Annotated in this window: 14 protein-coding genes; 11 read left to right on the top strand and 3 right to left on the bottom strand. The window is 47.2% G+C overall.

From position 1 onward, the window contains the following. Positions 1-152 precede the first annotated feature (152 nt). The 7 genes from kwaA to EOE67_RS19550 all read left to right on the top strand — a co-directional run bounded on the left by kwaA (position 153) and on the right by EOE67_RS19550 (position 9874). Positions 153-749: an anti-phage protein KwaA gene (kwaA, locus tag EOE67_RS19580; RefSeq protein WP_127701158.1), complete on the top strand. Its 597-nt coding sequence runs from the start codon at positions 153-155 to the stop codon at positions 747-749. Continuing rightward, positions 746-1699, top strand: a complete 954-nt coding sequence (gene kwaB / locus EOE67_RS19575) for an anti-phage protein KwaB (protein WP_127701156.1) — start codon at positions 746-748, stop codon at positions 1697-1699. The genes kwaA and kwaB overlap by 4 nt, the downstream gene beginning before the upstream one ends. A gap of 628 nt (positions 1700-2327) precedes the next feature. Then, positions 2328-3734 carry a tetratricopeptide repeat protein gene (locus EOE67_RS19570; RefSeq protein WP_127701154.1) on the top strand — a complete coding sequence of 469 codons (1407 nt, stop codon included), beginning with the start codon at positions 2328-2330 and terminating at the stop codon, positions 3732-3734. A 37-nt stretch (positions 3735-3771) separates the two neighbouring features. Next, on the top strand, positions 3772-6027 hold the full coding sequence (gene parC, locus EOE67_RS19565; RefSeq protein ID WP_127701152.1) for a DNA topoisomerase IV subunit A: 2256 nt from the start codon (positions 3772-3774) through the stop codon (positions 6025-6027). A 116-nt stretch (positions 6028-6143) separates the two neighbouring features. Continuing rightward, positions 6144-6896 (top strand): 1-acylglycerol-3-phosphate O-acyltransferase, encoded by a 753-nt coding sequence (locus EOE67_RS19560; protein WP_127701150.1) that lies wholly within the window; start codon positions 6144-6146, stop codon positions 6894-6896. Further along, complete coding sequence (gene rraB, locus EOE67_RS19555) at positions 6896-7261, top strand: ribonuclease E inhibitor RraB (protein ID WP_127701148.1); 366 nt, start codon at positions 6896-6898, stop codon at positions 7259-7261. The genes EOE67_RS19560 and rraB overlap by 1 nt, the downstream gene beginning before the upstream one ends. A gap of 324 nt (positions 7262-7585) precedes the next feature. Further along, entirely contained in the window at positions 7586-9874 is a 2289-nt protein-coding gene (locus EOE67_RS19550; RefSeq protein ID WP_127701146.1) for a patatin-like phospholipase family protein, read from the top strand. A gap of 32 nt (positions 9875-9906) precedes the next feature. Here the strand turns inward: EOE67_RS19550 and EOE67_RS19545 are convergent, their stop codons facing one another. Then, on the bottom strand, positions 9907-10908 hold the full coding sequence (locus EOE67_RS19545) for a DUF481 domain-containing protein (protein WP_164852444.1): 1002 nt from the start codon (positions 10906-10908) through the stop codon (positions 9907-9909). 82 nt (positions 10909-10990) lie between these two features. Beyond that, positions 10991-12448, bottom strand: a complete 1458-nt coding sequence (locus tag EOE67_RS19540; RefSeq protein ID WP_127701142.1) for a Na+/H+ antiporter NhaC family protein — start codon at positions 12446-12448, stop codon at positions 10991-10993. A 907-nt stretch (positions 12449-13355) separates the two neighbouring features. On the opposite strand from EOE67_RS19540, the gene EOE67_RS19535 reads away from it, so the two are divergent. From EOE67_RS19535 to EOE67_RS19525, 3 genes are all read left to right on the top strand, one after another. Continuing rightward, a complete protein-coding gene (locus tag EOE67_RS19535; protein ID WP_127701140.1) occupies positions 13356-14342 on the top strand; it encodes a TerC family protein in 987 nt (328 codons plus the stop codon). A 273-nt stretch (positions 14343-14615) separates the two neighbouring features. Next, the gene (locus EOE67_RS19530; RefSeq protein ID WP_127701138.1) at positions 14616-15470 is read left to right on the top strand and encodes a TIGR04219 family outer membrane beta-barrel protein; all 855 of its coding nucleotides are present in this window, start codon (positions 14616-14618) and stop codon (positions 15468-15470) included. Positions 15471-15545: 75 nt separating this feature from the next. Next, the gene (locus EOE67_RS19525; protein WP_127701136.1) at positions 15546-15842 is read left to right on the top strand and encodes a hypothetical protein; all 297 of its coding nucleotides are present in this window, start codon (positions 15546-15548) and stop codon (positions 15840-15842) included. A 509-nt stretch (positions 15843-16351) separates the two neighbouring features. Here the strand turns inward: EOE67_RS19525 and EOE67_RS20720 are convergent. Next, complete coding sequence (locus EOE67_RS20720) at positions 16352-16492, bottom strand: hypothetical protein (protein ID WP_206099675.1); 141 nt, start codon at positions 16490-16492, stop codon at positions 16352-16354. A gap of 171 nt (positions 16493-16663) precedes the next feature. Here EOE67_RS20720 and EOE67_RS19515 point away from each other — a divergent pair, with 171 nt between their 5' ends. Continuing rightward, entirely contained in the window at positions 16664-17503 is an 840-nt protein-coding gene (locus tag EOE67_RS19515) for a transposase (RefSeq protein WP_127701134.1), read from the top strand. The last annotated feature ends 106 nt before the right edge of the window (positions 17504-17609 follow it).

The following is a 17609-nucleotide window of genomic DNA, read 5'->3' as shown; positions in this document are numbered from 1 at the left end:
GAACTAAAATACAAGACTATTGCGTGTCGTTAAGGTATTTGGCTCTTCTGCGGCAATCAGGGAAACCTTTATCGAGTTTCAGAAGTATTTGTATGAAAGATAGTTTATGAGTGCTTATACTGTTCGTATATACAGTTATTGGGGCGGTGGGAATGGATCTTTCAAACACCTTAGATAAAATTGGACTCTACATACTTTCACTACTGATTTTATTCGTTTTTATTATATTTTTGACGTTAGATATACCCTATTGTTTTGGTGATGGTTGTCAATTTGTAGGTTTTAGTGCGTTGACAGGCGTGGTGCTGAAAAATGTTTCTAGCATCTTGTCGCTACTGGGCTTGATAGCAGGTTTGTACTTCTATTTTCGGTTTGAGAATGAAGTAAAAGGTGGTTCTCTGGACGTAATGAAGATAGAAAAGTCCAATAGCGAGAGCTATGAACATTTGGTGTTTTTAGCCACTTATATCCTGCCATTCATTGGTTTTACTTTTGACGGCCCAAGAAAAACGATTGCCTACTTCTTGCTGCTGGTGGTTATTGGATTAATTTTCATTAAAACCGATAAGTATTACGCTAACCCTACGCTGGCTTTGCTCGGTTACAAGCTTTACAAAACTGATGCTAGTTGTAGGGGAGCACAGTATAAAAATATGGTCATTATCTCAAAAAGTGAGCTGCATGACGGTGACCAAGTAAATTTCAAGTTCTTATCAAAAAGTGTTTGTTTTGCAAGGAAGGTAGAATGACAGTTGAACAGTTCAAAAATGAGATAAGTGCGATTATTGACGATTGTGTTGGTATTAAAATGTTCTTTGTTGATGACGCTGCAACCATTAAAGATTCGGATGTTGATAATGCTGCTTTGGTGCGCTTGAAGGCGAGTATGGTCTCTAAGTTAAAGGCAGGGATCGTAGATAATGAATCTTTGTCGATGCCACTGTTGTCAGATGCTGATGAACGAAAAAATGCGTTATATGAGTTTGACTTTGACGACAAACCACTTGAATTTGACCTACTAGATCAGGCTTTACAGCTTCGCGTTAATGCGCCAGTTAAGTACCAAGTAGGGGACGGTAATTTTGATGATATCAGGGCAATAATTGTTGTCCTGACCGGCCGAAATAACGAGACAATAACTCTCTACAAACATCAGTACACAGTCGCGGTCCTCAAGGCTGAGCAAGGTGCCTTGAACCTGTTCAAGTCGAACAATCGTCTTTCGGAACTAGAATCAAACATTTTGAAGATAGATCCCAGTTACGTGTTTATGAAGTTGGGTGATACTTATTACGTTGAAAATGTTAAGACGCTTGAGTCGTACCTAGGGTTTCACGACGTAATCAAGGATTCAGCAGCTAAGTGCGTAGCAAAACTTACAGATATGGCGCTGATTGAAGACATCGCCCCCCTAGCAGAGCGAGTCGAAGGAGAGGATATGTCTTTTTCTCGGAAGCTTGCTAAGGTGTCTCGCAACTCACCTGTCATGGGAGCGGTTGCAAATAAAGACATAATTGCATTCGCACAGAAGCATAAATATCTGTCTGCACTCCTAAAGCTGAATGACGCTGGTGATAAATTTGTCTTGAAAACAAAAAAATCTCAGGACCATTTTATTAAGCTTATGAGCGATGACTACTTAGAATCAGAGTTAACAAAAATTCAGTATGATAGTTTGGCTAAGGACAAATTAGCCTAGATCGGCTGTTGAGTTTTAGTAGTTGGAATATGTTGGAGAGTCAAATAACAACTTACAACGCCTTTTGCGATAAAGCGAGGTCGGCAATTAGCTGCTTGCTGAAACATAAGGCTGAAACACTAAACTCTCCTTATTGCCTAACGGTCCAAGAAACAGCTTGACATATTTTAGGATAATGCAATTGTCAGTAGCGTCTACACGAGTCTCTATTTAATATCGGAAGGGAAACCGAACACAGGCTTGAGATAGTCGGCTGTGGCTGAATTGCTTTGGTCAAGCATATTGAACGTGGATAAAAAATGACGTTATATGGTGTTATTTTCTGATTTTGTGACGATTTATGGTGTTAATTTGTGCGTTTTAGCATGAAAATGAATATCGGTTAATAGTTTCGGAGTAGCTCAGTTTAACTGTATTATAATCATGAGTTTGGTGATAATTAGCGCTATGGCATTCAAAGAGCATTTATATGACAACTTATGGTGCTTTTATCACCTAAGAAGGGCATAAAAAGGCATAAAAAACGCCGCAAAGAACTGAGTTGTACGACTGCAGCCGGTTCTGGGTATACTGCTTTGCAACAGATGAATACAGACTAATTAAGCAACAAGGATGCATTATTATTCTTATGAACAGCAAAACATTGTGGCATAGCATACTGCTGTGTAGCTGGATGTGGTTAAGCCAGGCATCGGCTGCCACCGAGCCAGTGCTGCCGGTTTGGTTAGCAGAAGTGCAGCAGAATAAATATAAAAAACCGGAAGCCATGCTGCAGCTGGCAAAACAATATGAAGCTGAATTTGGTCGCTGGCCGCTGGAGGTGCAGGCAGTGTGGCTGAGTGAAGTGGCGATGATGTATGAAGTCTTAGGCCGTTACCGTGAACAAATGGCGCTGGCAGAGCGCGGTTTGGCGCTGACGGCGGATCAAAAAACGCCAACCCGCGTCGAGTTGCTGTACAGCATGGGTTTTGCACTGGAAACGCAGCGCGAATACGCCCTTGCCAATGAATATTATCAAAAAGGCATGACGCTTGCCGAATCGCTGCAAAACGAAAAACTGATGATCCAGGGCCTGACCAATCTGGCGGCCATGTTGTCTGAAGAAAACGAAAGCCCAAAAGCACTGGATATGCTCAAGCAAGCTTATGACAGAGCAGTGAAACTCAATGACATTGAAATGCTGGCGCTGGTGCAGGCCGAATTGGGGCTGATGTATACCATGCTGGCGGTGGAAGATGAAGGTCAGCAGTTTCTGGAAGAGTCCTTTAAGTTATTCGATAAATTGGGCTGGGCCAAAAGTAAACTGATGGTCTGGTATAACCTGGCGTCAACCTATGGTTATCTGGACAAACAAGAACAAGCGCTGGCGATTTTTGATCAGATGCTCAAAGTCAGTCTGGAACAAGAAGATCCGGTCAGTTTGTATTTCGCTTATATGGGGCTGGCCAATACCAATCGTCGGATGAAAAAGCTTGATGCAGCAATAACTTATATTGAGAAGGCTGAAACGTATCTGCCGTCATTGCAGTCGACTTTTCAGATCAGCGAACATCATTTTATCAAGGCGAAAATTTTTCGCAGTTTAGGGCAAATTAGCCTGGCGATGCAGCAGGTCGATTTAGCCGCCGAGCAGCTGGATGAAAGTAAAAACATCTCAGACCGATTTTATGCGCTGCATTTTGACGATTTAAGAGCGCGCTTGTATGCCGATGCCGGCAACTATGAAAAAGCCTATCAGACGCTGGATAAGTTCTTTGAGGCTTATATCGATTTACAAGACAATAAACGTGATATGGACGTGCAAAAACTGCGGTTGAGTTTTGATGCCGAACGGCAGGAAGCGCGCAATCAGCTGCTGGAAAAAGACAACGAATTACAAGCACTGAAACTGCAGGAAATCGAACGGAATCGGCAAATTCAATGGTTGTGGCTGGCTATTTTTGCCTGCACCAGCCTGGTGTTATTCATTTTATTATTATGGCAATGGACCCGCCGTCGGGCGCAGTTGCCACAAAATTTGCCACCTTCAGCCTGAACAAGGTTGTGGTATATCGTATTAAGTAGGACCCTAGATGACTGAAATCCTGTTAACTCCAGACGGACAAGAACAACTGCCGCTGCGGCGTTTTACTGAAGACGCGTATCTGAATTATTCGATGTACGTCATTATGGACCGGGCCTTGCCCTATATTGGTGATGGGTTAAAACCGGTGCAACGGCGGATTATTTACGCCATGTCGGAACTGGGGTTGTCGCATCTGGCAAAATTTAAAAAATCTGCCCGTACCGTCGGTGATGTATTAGGTAAATTCCACCCGCATGGCGACAGCGCTTGTTATGAAGCTATGGTGTTGATGGCACAACCGTTTTCTTATCGTTACCCGCTGGTCGACGGTCAGGGCAACTGGGGCGCACCGGATGATCCAAAATCCTTTGCGGCGATGCGTTACACCGAAGCAAAATTATCTAAATTCAGTGAGTTACTGCTGAGCGAATTAGGCCAGGGCACGGTCGACTGGTTACCAAACTTTGACGGCACACTGGAAGAACCCAGAACCTTACCAGCACGGTTACCGCATATTTTGCTGAACGGCATCACCGGTATAGCCGTCGGTATGGCGACTGATATTCCGCCGCATAATGTGCGCGAAATTGCCGCAGCTGCCTGCCATTTACTGGATAACCCGGCCTCGTCCGTCAACGATTTGTTGCAGTATGTGCAAGGCCCGGATTATCCGACCGATGCCGAAATCATCACGCCGAAACACGAGCTGCAAAGTATTTATGAAACCGGCCGCGGCTCGGTGCGGATGCGGGCGATTTATACCCAGGAAGACGGCGACATTATCATTACTGCATTGCCGCATCAGACCTCAGGCTCGAAAGTGCTGGAGCAAATCGCCGCCCAGATGAACGCGAAAAAGCTGCCGATGGTGTCGGATTTACGTGATGAATCCGATCACGAAAGCCCAACCCGGATTGTCATCGTGCCGCGCTCCAATCGCATCGACGTCGAGCAACTGATGCAGCATTTGTTCGCGACTACCGATCTGGAAAAATCCTACCGGGTGAATCTGAATATTCTGGGTCTGGATCAACGGCCTCGGGTAAAAAACCTGTTGGAAATTTTGAGCGAATGGCTGCTGTTCCGCCGTGATACCGTGCGTCGCCGGTTGCAATATCGTTTAGATAAAGTGCTGGATCGCATTCATGTGCTGGAAGGTTTATTAATTGCCTTTTTGAATATTGATGAAGTCATTCGGATCATCCGCCAAAATGATGAACCGAAGCCGGTGTTAATCGCCCACTTTGGCATTACCGAACGCCAGGCCGAAGCCATTCTTGAGTTGAAATTACGGCATTTAGCCAAACTCGAAGAAATGAAAATCCGTGGTGAACTGGACGAACTTTCCAAAGAGCGCGACAAGCTGCAAAGCATTTTAGGCTCAGAGAAAAAGCTGACGAAACTTATCCGGGACGAACTGGAAGCCGATGCACTCAAATATGGTGATGATCGCCGTAGCCCCATCGTCTCGCGCGGTGAAGCCAAAGCACTGAGTGAAAAAGAACTGTTACCAAGTGAAGCTGTGACGGTGATTTTGTCAGACAAAGGTTGGGTGCGCTGTGCCAAAGGCCACGATGTGGATGGCAACAGCCTGCAATACAAAGCCGGGGATGGTTTTAAATCATCCGCCATTGGTCGTAGCAATCAATACGCCGCCTTTATTGATTCCAGTGGCCGCAGTTTTGCTGCTGAAGCGCATGATTTACCTTCAGCCCGGGGTCAGGGCGAACCTTTAACTGGCCGTTTTGCGCTGGTGGCGGGTGAGAACTTCGAGCACGTGCTGATGGCTGATGACAGCCAGCAGCTGTTGTTGGCGAGCGATGCCGGTTATGGTTTTGTCGCCAGTTTTGCCGATTTGCTTAGCCGCAATAAAGCCGGTAAAACGCTGTTGTCGTTGCCGACCGGCGCCAAGGTACTGACACCGCTGCCGATTAAACATCCGGAAACGGATCAGGTGGTGGCCATTTCCAACGAAGGCCGGATGCTGGTATTCCCGATTGCGGAACTTCCGAAGCTCAGTAAAGGTAAAGGCAATAAAATCATTAGCATTCCATCGGCACGTTCTGCTTCGCGCGAAGAGTTCGTGAAGTTGCTGGCGGTGGTACCGGCTGAATCGGGCATTACGCTGGTGGCTGGCAAACGCAAAATGACGATTAAAGCCAGCGACTTAGCCCATTATGTTGGTGAGCGTGGCCGCCGTGGTAACAAGTTACCCCGTGGTTTACAACGGATTGATGAATTGCTGGTGGGTGAAGTGGAGTAAACAGCTCGCTTCGTTGCACGATAACCGCTGATGCCGCGGTTATCGTGACAGATCAAACCAGAGTGTAATTAAGAAGCCGCTATACTAAGCGGCTTTTTCATTGCTGAGGGTTCAGTGTGCTTGCCTTAATTCGTTTAGTGCTGTTGATTTTATTCATTATTGTCGCTTCCAGCATCGGGTTGCTGATTTGTCTGGTGCGGCCATTTCATCGCGATAATGTTGGTTTATTCTCAAAATGGTATGGCAAAGCCAGTTGGATCTTTGGTCTTGAGATTGAAATTCGCCAACCTGCAGCCGTCACAGAGGCCATGCCTTGTGTGTTTGTGGCCAATCATCAGAACAACTACGATTTGTTCACCATCAGCGGTGCGTTAATCAGCGGCACCGTCACCATTGGCAAAAAGAGCCTGAAATTTATCCCGTTTTTTGGCCAGCTGTATTGGCTGAGCGGCAATATTCTGATCGACCGTGACAACAAAAGCCGTGCCGTTGGCGCGATGCAGGGGGCGGTGGAACGTATTCAAAAAGATAAAGTGTCGGTCTGGGTGTTCCCGGAAGGCACCCGCAGTTATGGCCGTGGTTTATTGCCGTTCAAAACCGGTGCTTTTCATATCGCCCAGCAAGCCGGAGTGCCGATTGTGCCGATTTGCATGAGCCAGACCCAGGGCAAAATTCAGCTCAATCGCTGGAATAATGGCAAAGTGATTATCGAATTTATGCCACCGTTATTACCGGAAGATTTTGCCGTTCCGGTGCGCGAAGTGGCGCAGCAGGTGCGTAGCATGATGGAAGAAAAAATTGCCGCACTTGATAGCGAGTTAACGAGCGATTACACTGCCGCTACCTCTGCAGCTTCAGGAAAATCCTAATGGAAAACTGGCTAGAATTTACCAACGACACCATCGCCGCATTATTAGAAGATGGCAGCGATCCGGATGCCGAATACACCATCGAACACCACTTTTATGACGAAGACTTTGCCAAGCTGGAAAAGTTAGCGGTTGAAGTGTTTAAACTTGGTTTTGAAGTGACTGACGCCGAAGAAGTCGAATTCGAAGATGGCGGCAACGCCTGGGTGTTCGACGCTATTCGCGAACAGTCGCTGGATGGCGCTGCAATCACTGCTGATGCAATCAAACTGGAAGCATTAGCCCGCAAATTCGGCATCGAGTATGACGGCTGGGGCACCTACTTTGAAGGTGACGAAGGCGAGTTCGAAGACGACGAAGAGTAACGCGCTGAAAATCACCTGGTGTTTTACATAGCCGCAAAAAACAAACCCGGTACTCACCGGGTTTGTGCTTTTTAAAATCAACATAAAATCAAACGCATCTCTGCTAAACGCTGCTAAAACCCCATCTATCCGGCTACAATAATCCCTGTTTATACCCAAAATCATTGAAGATTCGGGTAGGCGGCAACTGAACGAATCTGGAACGCCAGCCCGGCCCAGGAGCTTAGCAGTTCTAAGTGGCTGGGGTGAGCGAAGGCGGCCAACAACCCCGAATCTTCAAGGATGACGGGTATAAGGCGTGAACATCCATCAGGGACGATCAAGATGACAGCACCAACAAAAGATGTAAAACGGACAGTGCTGGCGACTTCGGTTTTGCCGCTATTGAGCCTGTTATTTAGCTCAGCTTTGCTTGCCGCCCCGATCCCTTCCCCTTGCCAACATATCCAAAACCGCCCTTGCACAGCATTAGTGTTAGGTGGCGGTGGTGCCCGTGGCGGCGCGCACCTTGGGGTGATTCGACAATTGGAAGCCCAGAAAATCCCGATTGATTTGATCGTCGGCACCAGCATTGGTGCTTTTGTCGGTGGCTTGTACGCCTCTGGCTATAGCCCGGATGAGATTGAAAAAATCTTGCAGACGCTGGACTGGGGCGCCGGTTTTACCGACAAAGTGTCGCGCGATGAAATGCCGCTACGCCGCACCCAGCAACGTGATCATTACGCTATCCGGCTGGACATTGGCCTTGGCGCTGACGGCGTCAAAATGCCCAAAGGTTTGTTGTTAGGGCAGGCGATGGCCGAACTTATTCAGCATGCTTATGGCGTGCAAAGTGCCAATCAGCATTTTGATCAGCTGCCAATCCCGTTTCGCGCCATTGCCACCAACCTGCGCAATAAAGATACCGTGGTATTGGCGCAAGGTAGTTTACTGGCGGCGGTGCAGGCGTCGATGTCGATCCCGGGTGTGGTACAGCCGATGCGGCTCGACGGCAAAGTGCTGGTCGATGGTGGGGTGGCCAACAATTTACCGGTCAGCGTGGCCAGGCAATTAGGCGCTACCCGCATTATTGCGGTGGCGATTGACGCTCCGCTGCAGGATGAAGCACAACTTGATTCGGCCTTTGCCGTCACCGAACAACTGACCAGCTTTTTGGTGCGCCAGGAAGTTGAACTGCAAAAAAAGCTACTGACCGCCGACGATTTATTGATAGAACCAAAGCTCACCGGCATCGATACCTTGGGTTTTGAAAAAATGGGGCTGGCCATCAAAGCAGGTCATGCCAGTGCCAAAGCCAACAAAGCAAAACTGGCGACTTTTGCCAGGCCAGAAAGTTACGCCAGCTGGCAACAACTGCAGCGCAAACGGCTGGATAACCAAAGTCAGATTTCTAAAGTGACTTTGCATAATCAATCAGCACTTGCGGACGAGGTGTTGTTGGAGCGGCTACAAATTATCCCAGGTGAAACCTACAGTGCCAATCAACTCACCAGTGCTATCCACCGTTTGTACGGGCTGGATCAATTTGAGCGGGTGCGCCATCAACTCAGCATGCAGCCAGATGGCTCACAGGAATTATTGATTGAAGCGGAAGACAAAAGCTGGGGGCCAGGTTTTCTGAACTTCAACTTCCTGATGGACGACGATTTCAGTAGCAATCGCCGGGTGCAATTGGCAGCGTCTTATAACAGAACCAACCTGAGCCCATACGGCGCCGAGTGGTACAACGAAGTCGCCATTGGCACCGATAAACTGTTCAGCAGTGAATTGTACTGGCCGATTTATAACAGCGGCAGTTTTGTCGCAGCCAAAGCTTATCGCAGTGTGGGTACGCTGATTGTCGAAGACAACGAAGGTTTATCGCTGGGCGATTTTATCCGGCAGGAGACGGTGCTGGCGCTGCGAGCCGGGATGAATTTATCGGATGATGCGCAGCTGTCGGCGGCCTGGCTGGATAAAACCGGCCGCTATCAGTTACCGGCGTTCTTTGCCAACAGTTTCCAGAGCAAATATCTGCATTTCACCCGCCAGGGACCAGAGCTGAAATTGTTATGGGATAGTCTGGATCACCCAAGTTTCCCCAGCCGTGGACTTAAACTGGATCTCAGCCGGCAATGGCTGGACGATGTGTTTCGTGGCAGCAAAGCCAGCAGTATTAATACCTCGCTGGAACTAATTGCCGCCACTAGCTGGCAGGATCACCGGCTCAAAGGCCGTTGGCTGGAGCAGCGTTATCAGTCGGCCGATGGTGACATCGCGCTCGAGCAATATTCGCTTGGTGGCTTGCTGAATTTATCCGGTTATCCCAGAAATTATCTGTATAGCTCAGCGCTGAAGTTCGGCAGCCTGGTGTACATGTACAAAATGCATGAAAACCGCTTTAGCTTTTTCCAGTCGCCGTTTTATCTTGGCGGTTCGCTGGAGCGCGGCTGGGTGAAAGACAGTATCTGGCAAGCCGCCAATGCATTCAGTGCCGACTGGGTCTGGGCTGGTAGTGTGTTTTTAGGCTGGGACAGCCCAATTGGCACCGTGCTGCTCGGTTACGGCCAGGCGCAAAGCCTATACAGCGAACAAAATCAGCAGCTGTATTTATCGATCGGGCAGTGGTACTGACGGCTCGGTTTTGAGCCGCTGGGGCCTGGTTGCTAAAACGAAGCGCCAATACTGAGTTTTTGGCGGAAGTCTTTGAGATCAAGCGAGTTGTTTTCAAGACCCGGCAAACGTAATTCGATATCGGTCTGAGTGTATTGATAAGACCAGGATAAGCGGATTTTATCACTGAGTTTGTAGCGCAGACCCAGATTGGCTGTGACTTCGCGGTCGAAATACAGAAAATCAATCGGCTGATTCAGCAGATGCATCCAGTTGCCATCGCTATAAAACTCAATTGGCCAATGCTGTAGTTGATACTTTAAATCCCATTCCAGCGAACTGAATTTGTAGTTGAGCTGATCGCCAAACAATAAAAACCGCGTTACTTCGCCGTCTTCACGAAAATAGGCTTTTTTGATGCCCACTGCTGCAACCAAATCCAGCGTCAACTTTGGTTGTTGAATGACCGCGTAACCAGGCCCGGTGCTAAAATCGAGGTTGCGATAATCGCTGGCCAGATAGTTGTAGTGATAATCGATACTGCCACGCCAGAATAACCGCGGATTGATAAAATAATCGAGGCCGGGGCTGACATCGTACTGATGGGTTTTACGCGCCTGATCTTTCAGTTCATAGTCAAAATGACTATCGAGCGAGGTGCGCCAGTGCTGGTGTTTATAATCCAAGGCCACCACCAGATTCAATACTGAGCTGTCCTGTTGACCATGACGGTTGCTGGCGCTGAGGTCCAATTCGACCGACCAGGGTTTGTTGTTGCTGCCGTTTGCAATGACAGCAACATCAAGCGCGCTGGCTGTGGCCGGCTCAGCCAAAAGTTCAGCCGCAGCAAGCTCGTTGATCTGCAAAATTTCGTCGCGCTTGATGCTGACAAGCCCGGCATAGGGTAACAATAAGCTGACCGTGTCGGCAGATTGCGACTGGACAGTGCCAGTCAGCACATCGCCATTTTTCAGATGTAATCTACTCAGGCTGGCCGAAGCAGGTAGCGCAAGGTTTAACAACAACAGCGCTGAAATCAATTGCAGTCTGCGCACGGAAATTCCCTGTTTTTCATGTAAAAAAGCCAGCGACAAATGCGCTGGCTTCCTTGTTCAACAACCTGATGTCAGCTGTTGTTTATAAAGCCAATAACACAAAACCACCAAAGGCCAGCGCTGCAGCTATTAAACAATAAGGCAGTTGTGTCACAGCGTGTGAAATCAGGTTACACCCTGAGCCTTGCGCCGCCAGCACCGTTGAATCGCTGTAGAAACAGGCTTGTGAACCAAAGGACGCTGCTGATAATAACGCGCCAATCACCAGCGGAATATCTGCATTCACGGCATGTGCCAGTGGCATCACAATCGGAATCGAGACCGCAAAAATACCCCAGGATGAACCGGTGGCAAACGACAACACTGCCATCGCCAGGAACACCAGTGCCGGTAGCATTTGCGCTGTCATATAAGGACTTAAATTTTCAATTACATACTGTGGCAGTAACATTTTGTCGCAGACGTCTTTAAAAATAAAAGCGGCAATGACGGTACTGATGGCGGGCAACATGGTTTTAAAACCATTCATCATCACATCCATCATTTCACCGATGCTCATCAGGCGTTGTACGCTGTAATAAATGATGGTGAATACCAGAGTGGCGATAATGCCTTTGAGAATATCCGGTTCACTGAATGATTTACCCAGCACGATGGTGAAGAAAATCAGCATCAGCATCGGCACTACAAAGTTGTGCATTTTGCCTTGTTTGTTGCTGTCTTCAAATTCTTCTTCAATCGAATGTACAGCATATTCATCACTGGTGTGATGCTGCATCTGCTGTGAAGCCTGATGGCTGGTACTTTGACCTGCCACAGCCCGCTGCAATTGATCTGGAGCCAGTTCACATTCAAAAGGACGTCCCGCCTGAGTTTCAGCTTCGGCTTTTTTCATTGGGCCAATATCCGGCATCAGTTTTAACGTCACCAGCATCACCATCAACACCGCAAGCCAGGGGTAAAACATATAAGGAATGGCCTGAATATACACGGCAATACCCTGGCCTTTTCCGGCAATATCATTGTCTTCCAGCAGACCGCCAAAAAATACCGCCCAGGTTGAGATCGGGATAATGACGCAAATCGGAGCGGCTGTTGAATCAACGATATAAGCCAGTTTCTGCCGTGAAACCTGGTACTTGTCAGTGACCCTTTTCATCGCCTCGCCGACCGTTAAGGCGTTGAGGTAATCATCGATAAAGATGATGCAGCCCAATATAAAGGACATAAACATCGAGGATCGTGGTCCAGTCGCAACTTTGGCGCCAAAACGGCCAAAGGCTAACGCGCCGCCGGTGTGAATTAACAGTCCGATGACCGCACCAAAACCACCACAGACCAGAATTAACCAGCCGATAGTTTCGTCTTTCATCACGTTGACGGCGATGTCGGAAAAATTATTCAGGGACTGACCAGGACTTAACATCAATAAGCCAACAACGGCACCGATGATTAAGGCCAAAATCGGACGTTTGAGCCAAATGGCAATCGCCATCACGACTACTGGAGGGATTAAACTTAACGCACTGGGTGAATCCATCAGGGGTTCCTTACAAAAAAACTCGACTGCTTGGTTACAACACGATCTATCGGTTTTGTAGCCGATTGCGATCGTCTGGTTTCACTCGGGCTGAAGCAGATTGTGGCCTGCGGGCCTTTGTAGTTATTTTTAGGTTATTTCCGGCAATCTGACAGGAATGGCGGCCGGATATGATAGCAAATATTTATCTGGCTTCAATCATTGATTCGGGGGATGTCTGTGTAGGGAATTGCGTTTTATTCGGCGCCTGTACCTGTAGAGGTCGTTATGCAGGCTGGGCGATGGTTGTGACAGGTGCTGTGATTGAGATTTGCTACGGGTTCAGCGGCAGTTGCTCTGGCTGGTGTACTTTGCAGCAGTTGCTGGCGATAGCAGGCGTTGCGGCGAAGTTGTGATTTTTTCTGTGGCAGCATCGTTGTTCCTTTCGTCTTTAATCCAAGTCTGTTTTTGCACTAGCTAAGCCTGAACTTAGCGACAGATGATGACCTGTCGGTGATGGATTGATGACAGTTTGGTGTCTGGGTCTGAGCAGCTCCCATTAACTCCCATACCGGATTTAAAGCCGGTTTACCGACTTCGCGCCATGCCACTCTCAAAACCACTTGCAAAGCCAATCAGGGAAACGGCAAGTTGGAGGAGGGGGCCGATCCGGTTATTTTGCAAAAATGCCTAGTTGACCAAGTTACTTTGGTTTTGTTACATTCACGCCATCCCAAAGGGGAGTAGCTCTTCGCCGGCGTATCGTCACTCCGAAACCAACAGGTTTCCGGTACCCGGGTCAGCCTAGCTGATGAGCAAGACCTTTGCCACATTGGCAAAGATCCCCCTGCAAACAGGACATCCGGCCAGTGTGGGTCCGGACAACGCCGGTCCAACCGGCAGCCTACATCCTGTTTGGAGTGAATTCATGGAAACTATAGCCAATCCCTGGCTCTGGACCGTTTTTTTTGGTCTGGTCCTGCTGATGCTTGCCATCGACTTGTTTGTGGTCGGCGGCGGTAAACAACATAAAGTCTCTGTCAAAGAAGCCGCCATCTGGTCGCTGATCTGGATCTCGGTATCCATGTTATTTGCGGCAGGACTGTGGTGGTACTTGCGCGATACCGTTGGTGTCGAGATCGCCAATGCCAAAACACTTGAGTATGTTACGGGCTATCTGATTGAAAAATCACTGGCCATTGATAACGTCTTTGTCTGGTTGATGATATTCAGTGTTTTTGCTATTCCACCAGAATTGCAAAAACGGGTGCTGGTGCTGGGGGTACTGGGCGCCATTATCTTACGCACGATAATGATTTTCGCCGGCGTTTGGCTGATCACCCAATTCCACTGGCTCCTCTATGTGTTTGGTGCTTTCCTGCTGTTAACCGGGGTTAAAATGTGGTGGGCGGCCGATAAACAACCCGATCTGATCAACAACCCGCTGGTGCTGTGGATCCGCCGACACTTTAAAGTCACCGAACAGCTTGAGGGTGAAAAGTTCTTCGTTCGACGTCAGGTGAATGGGCGCTGGGTGCGATATGCCACGCCGCTGTTTCTGGTGTTGGTGCTGGTGGAATTCTCAGACGTGATTTTTGCTGTTGATTCCATTCCGGCTATTTTTGCTATCACCACCGATCCCTTCATTGTGTTGACGTCAAATATCTTTGCGATCCTGGGGCTGCGCGCCATGTATTTTTTGCTGGCTGACATGGCAGACCGCTTCAGTTTGCTGAAATACGGTCTGGCGCTGGTGCTGGTATTTATCGGCGGTAAAATGATGCTGATCGATATTTACAAAATTCCGGTCGCGGTATCACTGGCAGTCGTTGCGCTGATTATCGGCACATCGGTGGTGCTGTCGTTGCGTCGCAGCCGTATTGATGCGGCGAAAACCGACGCAGCTGCGCGCTGAAATCCTGCTACGCGCGCAGATAATCGGTCTGAAATATACCCAAAATCATTGAAGATTCGGGTAGGCGGCAACTGAACGAATCCCCAGGAGCTTAGCAGTTCTAAGTGACTGGGGTGAGTGAAGGCGGCCAACAACCCCGAATCTTCAAGGATGAAGGGTATAAACAGCAATACTGGATAAAATCTGCGGTGGCTTTACTTCTAGCCACCGGACGGATAGGGTCAGGAATAGGAAGACCTGCCCCTGCATCTTCGTAAATAAGGATAGTAACAGATGATAAAAACGGCTTTTGCAGCAACGCTTACAGCACTTTTTACTTTTACCGCCTCAGCTACTGCACAATTCACTTATACTCCAAAATCAAGTGATGATGTTGGTTTATATCTGGGCACCCAAATCTGGCAAAGTGAGCCAAGTGGTATTTTTGGTGAAGAAAATACGCTCATTGATTTTAATTTAAATAAAGAACAGCAAATTAACTACTTTATTGACGTTAAACACCCTATTTCTTTCCTCCCGAACGCACGTATTTCAATTACCACACTTGATACCTCAGGTAAAACTACAGTAACGCAAAAGTTTGACTTCAACGATAAGACCTTTCCTATTGGTGGTAAAGTTGATGCCAGTTTTAACGTTCGTTATGTCGATTACACCTTCTATTATGAATTGTTTGATCAAGAAAAATTTTCATTTGAGTTGGGATTAACCGCTAGAGATTTGAATGCTGATGTGACTGTTACTGGGGCAACAAAAAGTTCTGGCGATGGCTGTAATGATCCTAATCCTTCTCCTGACAGCCCTTGTACAGATGCAGGAAATACTGCAATTTCCAGTAGTAAAATAAAAACCGACGAAATTAACCCTATGTTGTATGTTGCCACCAACATCAGTTTGCCGTTAACTAATTTAAGTGTATTTGCCCAAGCTGATTTTTTATTAAGAGATGACCATACATTTTCTGACTATCAAGTTGGCTTAAGTTACGATCTAATGAGAAGCAAAATGGCGGATTTTCATGTGAACTTAGGCTATCGAGTGGTGAAGATGGAATTCGAAAATTTAAACAATTTATATACCGATCTTGAATTTCAAGGTGCTTTTATTGGCATGGTTGCACACTTTTAAAACGGATGGTTCCCAGAAGACCTGCATCTTCTGCATCTTTTTTTCTGGCATAATCTTTAAAAAAGGATTTATGAAGTGACTTATAGAATATCCAGGTTTGTTTCTAAATTCGATTTTGAAGTATCCCGTGATGACAATGTACCCTGGCATTATGTGATTGAAATCTACGAATCTGAACACACCTTTTTCCCCAGAGTGTTCCGATGGGAATCATTCCTGATAACGCCCACTGAAACTGATTTGGAGATTTGCGAAGAAAAAATGCTCGTCAAAGACGAATTTTTTGATTGGGATAGTATTGTTGGTGAAAATGAAATTTTTATTAAAAACAGTGTGATAGTTGCCATAAAAGAAAAAATGGGGCTTGAATAAGTTCCTAACCTGATTTGGCAATAGAGAATTGGACACTGAGCTGCTGCACTGCCGAATGGATAGGGTCAAATGGATACGGTCAGCAAATGGATAGCAAATGGATAGGGTCAGGTCTTAGCAAATGGATAGGGTCAGGTCTTGCTTTTTTGGATTGGTTAGCAACTGACGCATTGCTTGGCTTGTTTGCGAAAAGTCGAGCAAATGGATAGGGTCAGGTCTTGCTTTTTGCCTTTTCTGTTCAGATGTAGCAAATGGATAGCAGCAAATGGATAGGGTCAGGTCTTGCTTTTTGCCTTTTCTGTTCAGATGTAGCAAATGGATAGGGTCAGGTCTAGCAAATGGATAGGGTCAGGTCTTGCTTTTTGCCTTTTCTGTTCAGATGGCAAAAAGCAAGACCTGACCCTTGGTTTTTTTTTGCTTGGTTTTTTGTAGGTCGTGCTACCGCGACCAATAAAAACGGCTTTGTGGGGACAAATGCCGCAGATATAGCTTCAACCGCGCTGGTTTGCTTAGGTTTGCTGACACAATTGACGGTAGCTTTGCAGCAGTGTCTTTAAACGAGCTGGGATAGAGCCATAAATTTCTTCGTCAAAGTTATAAGCCGCCAGATTTGTTGGGATAAAGTGCAGTGATGGCAGCAATTCCTCCATCACCGGTAGAATATGTTCTGGATATTCATCTAGCTTAAACTGTACCAGTGAGAAATAACAATCTACCGCACAGTCGGCATCTTTTGTGCCACAAGGGTCAGGTCTTGCTTTTTGCCTTTTCTGCTAACTGCGCTAAAGTTTAACCATTTTAGAATTCGGCAGAAAAGTAACATGGCAAGACCACTAAGACTGGAATTTGCGGGGGCGTTGTACCACATCACGAGTCGGGGTAATGAGCGCAAGCCGATTTATTTTGAAGACAGCGACTTTACCTCATTTTTAACGCTGCTGGGACAGGTATGCGCGCAATATAACTGGGTTGTTCATGCCTATTGCCTGATGTCGAATCATTACCATTTGTTGCTGGAAACGCCTGATGCGAACCTGACCAAAGGTATGCGTCAGCTCAATGGTATATACACGCAGTCGGTCAACCGTAAGTACAAACGGGTTGGACATTTATTTCAAGGGCGCTACAAAGCCGTACTAGTGGATAAAGACGCTTATCTGCTGGAACTGAGCCGTTACATCGTGCTGAACCCGGTCAGAGCAAACATGGTGGCGAATCTTGACGATTGGCATTGGAGTAGTTGGCGCTGTGCAATGGGTCGGGATGTATCTCCGGATTGGTTAGCAACTGACGCATTGCTTGGCTTGTTTGCGAAAAGTCGGAAAACTGCGATGGCGAAATATGCAGATTTCGTGCTGCAGGGCACGGGAGTAAAGTTGTGGGAGAATCTAACCAACCAAGTGTTTTTGGGGAATGAAGAGTTTGTAAAAACGCATTTGGCCTTGCTGAAAGCGCCGGAAAATGACTTATCTGAAATTCCCAAAAAGCAGCGACGTGGAGCGGCACGTCCACTTACCGAGTACGAACGTCTATACGCAACGCGTGATGAAGCGATCCAAGTGGCTTATCAGTCAGGAAGCTATACCTTGCAGGAGCTTGGCGATTATTTTGGTTTGCACTATTCACGGATCAGTAGGATTGTGGCAAAAAGCAAGACCTGACCCTCAGCACTCTCATGACCCTCAGCACTCTCACTCAGCACTTCTCAGCACTTGCTCCTCCAGTTTAAAACTAAAGAATTAGTTGCAAGGGTTTTAGCGCTGCGTT

It is taken from the genome of Rheinheimera riviphila (assembly GCF_004005945.1).
Lineage (GTDB): Bacteria > Pseudomonadota > Gammaproteobacteria > Enterobacterales > Alteromonadaceae > Pararheinheimera > Pararheinheimera riviphila.
Note: the sequence above shows the minus strand (reverse complement) of the source record. Positions and strands in the feature narration are given on the sequence as shown.